The sequence below is a fragment of the Stenotrophomonas sp. STEN029 genome (assembly GCF_056760015.1).
Map to the genome: position 1 here is coordinate 119,775 of NZ_JBRREC010000001.1, position 6,565 is coordinate 126,339.

The window sequence follows — 6,565 nt, forward strand, 5'->3', positions numbered from 1 at the left end:
CGACCAATGATCCGCGCGCTGGCCATCGTGTTGTTGGTGCTGCTCGCAGGCTGTGCCAAGTCCGAGCAGGGCACCACCTTGCGGTTCTGGGCGATGGGCCGCGAGGCCGAGGTGGTCGGTGAGCTGGTGCGCGAGTTCGAGGCGGAGAACCCGGGCATTCGTGTCGATGTACAGAACATTCCGTGGACCGCAGCGCACGAGAAGTTGTTGACGGCGTATGCGGCTGACGGACTTCCCGATGTCTGCCAGCTGGGCAATACCTGGATCGCCGAATTCGCGACCTTGCAATCACTGACGCCGCTGCAGCCACTGGTAGATACGTCCACCGTCATCGATCAGTCCGACTACTTCACCGGTATCTGGGATACCAATGTCGTCGATGGTCAGCTGGTCGGTATCCCGTGGTACGTGGACACGCGCCTGCTGTTCTATCGCAAGGACCTGCTGCGCCAGGCCGGTTACGCGCAGCCGCCGAAGACCTGGGTTGAATGGGAGCAGGTGAACGCAGCGTTGAAGAAGGTCATGGGCGCGCGTGGCTACCCGGTGCTGATGCCCTTGAACGAGTTCGAGCCGCAGTTGTCGTTCGCGCTGCAGCAGGAGGATTCCCTGCTGCGCGATGGTGATACCCGCGGCAATTTCCGCAGCCCCGGTTTCCGCCGCACGCTGGCCTTCTACGACAACATGTTCGAGCAGGGCTGGGCGCCGAAGATGTCCGAGACCCAGATATCCAATGTCTGGGATGAATTCTTCCGCGGCTTCACCGCGTTCTACCTGTCGGGCCCGTGGAACATCCGCGAGTTCCGCCAGCGTCAGCCACCTGGCCTGGAAGGCGAATGGGGCGCCACGCCCTTGCCCGGTCCGGACGGGCTTGGTGCGGGCATTGCCGGTGGCACCAGCCTGGTGGTGTTCCGGTCCTCGCAGAAGAAAGAGGCAGCGTGGAAGCTGATCGAGTTCCTGTCGCGGCCGGCGATCCAGCAGCGCTTCTACAAGATCATTGGTGACCTGCCACCGCGCCGCAGCGCCTGGCAGTCGTCGGAGTTGCAGCACGATCCTTTGACAGCCGCGTTTGCCGACCAGCTGGAACGCGTCAAACCCACGCCCAAGGTGTTGGAGTGGGAGCGCATTGCCCAGCAGATGCGGGTGGTGACCGAGCAGGTGGTGCGTGGCGGCTTGCCGCAGGACAAGGCGGTCGAGCAGCTGGACCAGCAAGTGGATGACATCCTCGCCAAGCGCCGTTGGATCGTCGAGCAGCAGGCCGGCACAGCTGCGAAGGCGGCGCCATGAAGCGCGGCTCGCTGGCTGGCTGGGTCTTTGCCGCACCGGCGCTGATTGTGATCGGCGTGTTCTTTGGTCTGCCTGTGTTGTCGGCGCTGGCCTTGAGCCTGACCGACTTCGATCTCTACGCCTTGGCCGACCCCCACAACCTGCGCTTCAACGGACTGGGCAACTACATCGACCTGCTGCAGACACCGATGTTCTGGAAGTCACTGGGCAATACCGCGTACTTCGTGGTCGCCGGGGTCCCCTTGTCGATCGCTGTTTCCCTAGGGGCGGCGTTGTTGCTCAACGCCCCGGCCGCGCGCTTCAAGGCGCTGTTCCGCACCGCCTTGTTCGCGCCGGTGGTGACCACGCTGGTGGCGGTGGCGGTGATCTGGCGTTATCTGTTCCACACCCGCTACGGGCTGGTGAACTGGGGATTGGGCCAGGTCGGTATCAATCCGATCGACTGGCTGGGCGACCCGAACTGGGCAATGCCGACCATCATTGGCTTCGCGGTGTGGAAGAACTTCGGCTACAACATGGTGATCTTCCTGGCCGGCCTGCAGGCGATTCCCAAGGACCTGTACGAGGCGGCGCGCATAGACGGCGCCTCGCGCTGGCAGCAGTTCCTGCATATCACCTTGCCGATGCTGGGGCCGGTGCTGCTGGTGGTCGGTGTGATCACCGTGTCCGGTTACTTCCAGTTGTTCGCCGAGCCCTATGTGATGACCCGCGGTGATCCGCTGCAAAGTACCGTGAGCGTGCTCTATTTCATGTTCGAGGAAGGCTTCAAGTGGTGGAACCTTGGCCGTGCTTCGGCCGTGGCCTTCCTGTTGTTCCTGATCATCCTGGCGGTGACCACGCTGATGTTGCGCTTCGGCAAGCGCAGGGAGCTGGTATGAGCCAGGCCGGTATGAGCCGCGAAATCGGTCAGTCGCGTTGGCATGCGTGGTGGGTGAACGGTGGCTTGTTGCTGCTGGCCGTGATCAGCCTGGCACCGCTGGCGTGGATGCTGTCGGTGTCGTTCATGCCCAGCGGGCAGGCATCGCAGTTCCCGCCGCCGTTGCTGCCAGCGCACACCACATTGGCCAACTACCAGGCCTTGTTCGCCCGCACCGGCATGGGCAACAACTTCATCAACAGCCTGTTGGTGTCGGTTGCAATCACGTTGGGGTCGTTATTGTTCAACACCCTGGCTGGCTATGCCTTTGCCAAACTGCGCTTTGCCGGCCGCGAGCGGCTGTTCCAGATGTTGCTGGCTGCATTGGTGATTCCGGCGCAGGTGGCGATGCTGCCACTGTTCCTGCTGATGAAGCAGATGGGCTTGGTGAACACCTTCGGTGGCGTTGTGATTCCAGCCTTGGCCAGCGTGTTCGGCATCTTCCTGGTGCGCCAGTACGCGCGCTCGATTCCCGATGAACTGCTGGAAGCGGCGCGCATCGACGGCGCCAGCGAGGCACGGATCTTCTTCCAGATCGTGCTGCCCATGCTCAAACCGGTGCTGGTGACTCTGGCGATCTTCACCTTCATGGGGGCATGGAACGATTTCATGTGGCCCTTGATCGTGTTGACCGACCAGGAGCACTACACCTTGCCGGTGGCGCTGGCCAGCCTGTCGCGCGAGCACATCATGGATGTGGAAATGATGATGGCCGGCGCGGTGGTGACGGTGCTTCCGGTGCTGTTGTTGTTCCTGGTGTTGCAGCGCTACTACATCCAGGGCCTGCTGCTGGGCAGCGTCAAGGGCTGAAGCACCGCGGCCCGCAAGCAGGCTGTGGCGCTGCACTTCCAAACGAAACAAACCGCCGCGGATGGCGTTGAACTTTGCGAAAATCCAGCAGGTTTTGCTGGTGGTAAATCGGGACTTTGCTGATGAATATGCGTTTTGTGATTGGTCTGCTGAGCTTGTTGCTGGCGTGGGTGCCGCCGGCCAGCGCTGCAGTGCTCGCCAAGTTCGATGATATCGGTGCGTGGCAGCTGATCACCTCGCCGCAGGTCAGCGGTTCGCTGCGCCCAGTGGCCGGCAACAGCGGGCGTGCGTTGTGCCTGGACTATGACTTCCATGAGGTGTCCGGCTATGTCGGCATCCGCCGTCCGTTGGATGTGACCTGGCCGGAGAACTACCAGCTGTCCTTCGACCTGCGCGGCGACTCGCCGGCCAACGACCTGCAGTTCAAGCTGGTCGATGCCAGCGGTGACAATGTCTGGTGGGTCAATCGTCCAGGTTTCAACTTCCCGAAGATCTGGACCCGCATCAGCTACCGCAAGCGGCATATCGAGAAAGCCTGGGGCCCGGACCCGGACAAGACCCTGCGGCGCAGTGCGGCAGTGGAGTTCACCATTTACAGCAAGGTCGGCGGCCGCGGTACGGTCTGCTTCGACCAGCTGACCCTGCAGCCGCTGCCGAAAGAAGACAACTCGGCGCTGACCACCACGGTGATCGCCGATACCGCCACTGCGCTGCAGCAGCGCATCGCCGACGGCAAACCGGACACATTGTGGATCAGCGGCGGTGTAAAGCAGCAGACGGTCAGCCTGGACCTGGGCAAGGTGCGCGAGTTCGGTGGTGCGGTCGTGCAATGGGCGCCGGGATTGGAAGCTTCGCGCTACGTGGTGCGCTCGTCCGCGGATGGTCGCGACTGGAAAACCCTGCGTGAAGTCACCAGCGGCACCGGCGGCAGGGATTGGCTGGCATTGCCGGAGACCGAGGCGCGCTACCTGCGCTTCGATCTGGTCGATGGCCCGAATTGGCGTTATGGCATCCGCGACATCAGCCTCAAGCCGCTGTCGTTTGCGAATACCCCGAATGATTTCATCCGTTCTGTTGCTGCCGATCTGCCGCGTGGTTCCTTGCCGCGCGGCTTCAGCGGCGAGCAACCGTACTGGACCATCCTCGGCCTGGACGGCGGTCGCGAGCAGGCCCTGATCAGCGAGGATGGCGCGCTGGAGGCGATGAAAGGCGGCTTCAGCATCGAGCCGTTCGTCGTGCTCGATGGCAAGGTGATCGGCTGGGCGGAGGTGAAGTCCAGCCAGGGTCTGCAGGATGGCTATCTGCCGATGCCGTCGGTGGCTTGGGAGCACGATCACTTCGGTTTGAATGTCACGGGCTTCGTGCAGGGGCGGCCGGACCAGGCACAGCTGGTGGCACGCTATGAGCTGCACAACACCGACAAGGTCGCGCACGAGTATCGTCTGGCGCTTGCGGTGCGGCCGTTCCAGGTCAATCCGCCCAGCCAGTTCCTCAACACCGTCGGTGGCGTCAGCCGCATCGACAATCTGGCAGTGCGGACCGGGCAGATAAGCGTCAACGGCCAGCCGCGGGTGTATACGTCGCTTCCGGCCGATGCGGGCTTTGCCAGCAGCTTCGACAGCAAGTTGGCTGTCACCCACCTGGCTGACAAGGACTTGCCGATCACGCAGGAGGTTCGCGATGCCACCGGCTTGGCATCGGGCGCCTTGGTCTACAACTGGAAGCTGGAGCCGGGACAACGCCGGGAGGTGGTGCTGGTGCTGCCGCAGACCGGCAACTGGCAGATGCCGGCCAAGTTCGATGCCGACAAGGCGCAGCAGCAGGTCGCAGCGATGTGGCGGCAGAAGCTCGATCAGCTCAAGCTGCGCGTGCCGGAGGCTGGCCAGCCGTTGGCCAATACGCTGCGCACCGCACTCGCACATATGCTGATCTCGCGGGTTGGGCCGAGCCTGCAGCCGGGCACGCGTTCCTACGCGCGCAGCTGGATCCGTGATGGCGCGATGATCTCCGAAGGCCTGTTGCGGATGGGGCGCGCCGATGCGGTGCGCCAGTACGTGGATTGGTATGCGCCATATCAGTTCGAGAGTGGCATGGTGCCGTGCTGCGTGGATGCACGTGGCAGCGATCCAGTGCCGGAGAACGATAGCCACGGTGAGTTGATCTACACAATCGCCGAGTACTGGCGGCACACTGGCGATACTGCCTTCCTGCAGCAGATGTGGCCGCGTGTGCAGATGGCATGGAACTACATGGAGCAGCTGCGGCTGAGTGAGCGCACGGAAGAGAACCGTGCGCGCAATGCCGGCTTCTACGGCATGATGCCGGCCTCGATCAGCCACGAAGGCTATTCGGCCAAGCCGGTGCATTCGTACTGGGACAACTTCTGGGCGCTGCGCGGTTACAAGGACGCTGCCGACATGGCGGTAGCCCTGGGACTGGAAGCCGAAGCACTGACCATGGCTGCATCACGTGATCAGTTCCGTCAGGACCTGGACGAGTCGCTGCGCGCTGCGATGGCCGCGCACAAGATCGACTACCTGCCTGGTTCGGTGGAGCTGGGGGACTTCGATGCCACCTCCACCACGATCGCGTTGGCGCCGGGTGGCGAGCAGGGCAGGTTGCCGCAGCCCGCTTTGAACAATACCTTCGAGCGCTATTGGCAGCACTTCGTCGAGCGCCGTGACGGCAAGCGGCAATGGAAGGACTACACGCCATACGAGTGGCGCAACGTAAGCGCCTTCGTGCGCCTGGGTTGGCGTGCACGGGCCTGGGAGGCCACCGAGTTCTTCTTCAAGGACCGTGCGCCGCCGGCATGGAACCAGTGGGCCGAAGTGGTGTCATCGACGCCGCGACAACCGTTCTTTGTCGGCGACCTGCCGCATGCCTGGGTGGCGTCGGACTTCGTGCGTTCTGCATTGGATATGTTCGCGTACGAGCGTGATGTCGATGGTCCGATCGTGATCGCTGCGGGCGTGCCCGCCAGTTGGCTGGCAGGCAAGGGCATCGCCATCGAGGATTTGAATACCTCGCACGGGATGTTGAGTTACTCGCTGCAGCGCAGTGACAAGCAGTTGACCTTGCAGGTGTCCGAAGGACTGCGTTTGCCGGCAGCGGGGCTGTTGCTGCAATGGCCCTATGAGGGCACGCCGGGAGAGGCGACGATCAATGGCGAACCGGCGCAGTGGCTGGGCAATGAGCTGCATATCGGCAGCCTGCCGGCGAAGGTCGAAATCGAGATTCCCGCCGAGCTGCGCCGCAGCGAGCGCAGCAGACGTTGAGGAGTAAAAACTGCGCCTCGAACACCGAGGCGCAGGCCAGTCGACGAGAGGGAGAGGAAGAACTTCCGTCGGATCTGAGAAAACAAATGCACCAGCCGTCCTTTGCCCGGCTGTAGTGCCGAGCCATGCTCGGCAGGAGCTTTCCCGGTGAATGCCTTTGGGAGCAGCGTCAGCCGCGAAGCTGATGATGCATACGGGCGACGCATCGCCAGTACCGACGCCCGTACCGAAGCCCGTACCGAAGCCTTGAGGATTGGAGGCAGGTGGTTTGGTTGCT

The 6,565-nt window shown here is 62.9% G+C and carries 4 protein-coding genes; all 4 read left to right on the forward strand.

The annotated features are described in order from the left end of the window. Positions 1–9 precede the first annotated feature (9 nt). The 4 genes from ACVOLI_RS00535 (at position 10) to ACVOLI_RS00550 (ending at position 6,288) form a co-directional block, all read left to right on the forward strand. Positions 10–1,284, forward strand: a complete 1,275-nt coding sequence (locus tag ACVOLI_RS00535) for a sugar ABC transporter substrate-binding protein (protein WP_481533078.1) — start codon at positions 10–12, stop codon at positions 1,282–1,284. Beyond that, positions 1,281–2,162: a carbohydrate ABC transporter permease gene (locus tag ACVOLI_RS00540; RefSeq protein ID WP_481533074.1), complete on the forward strand. Its 882-nt coding sequence runs from the start codon at positions 1,281–1,283 to the stop codon at positions 2,160–2,162. Before ACVOLI_RS00535 ends, ACVOLI_RS00540 begins: the two co-directional genes overlap by 4 nt. A gap of 11 nt (positions 2,163–2,173) precedes the next feature. Then, the gene (locus ACVOLI_RS00545) at positions 2,174–3,010 is read left to right on the forward strand and encodes a carbohydrate ABC transporter permease (protein ID WP_481533079.1); all 837 of its coding nucleotides are present in this window, start codon (positions 2,174–2,176) and stop codon (positions 3,008–3,010) included. 128 nt (positions 3,011–3,138) lie between these two features. Next, entirely contained in the window at positions 3,139–6,288 is a 3,150-nt protein-coding gene (locus tag ACVOLI_RS00550) for a discoidin domain-containing protein (RefSeq protein ID WP_481533080.1), read from the forward strand. Positions 6,289–6,565: the final 277 nt, after the last annotated feature.

Bases quoted from the DNA above. Each gene is read 5' to 3' on its own strand.
- ACVOLI_RS00540 (WP_481533074.1), top strand. From the start codon at position 1,281: ATGAAGCGCGGCTCGCTGGCTGGCTGGGTCTTTGCCGCACCGGCGCTG.
- ACVOLI_RS00545 (WP_481533079.1), top strand. From the start codon at position 2,174: ATGAGCCGCGAAATCGGTCAGTCGCGTTGGCATGCGTGGTGGGTGAAC.
- ACVOLI_RS00550 (WP_481533080.1), top strand. From the start codon at position 3,139: ATGCGTTTTGTGATTGGTCTGCTGAGCTTGTTGCTGGCGTGGGTGCCG.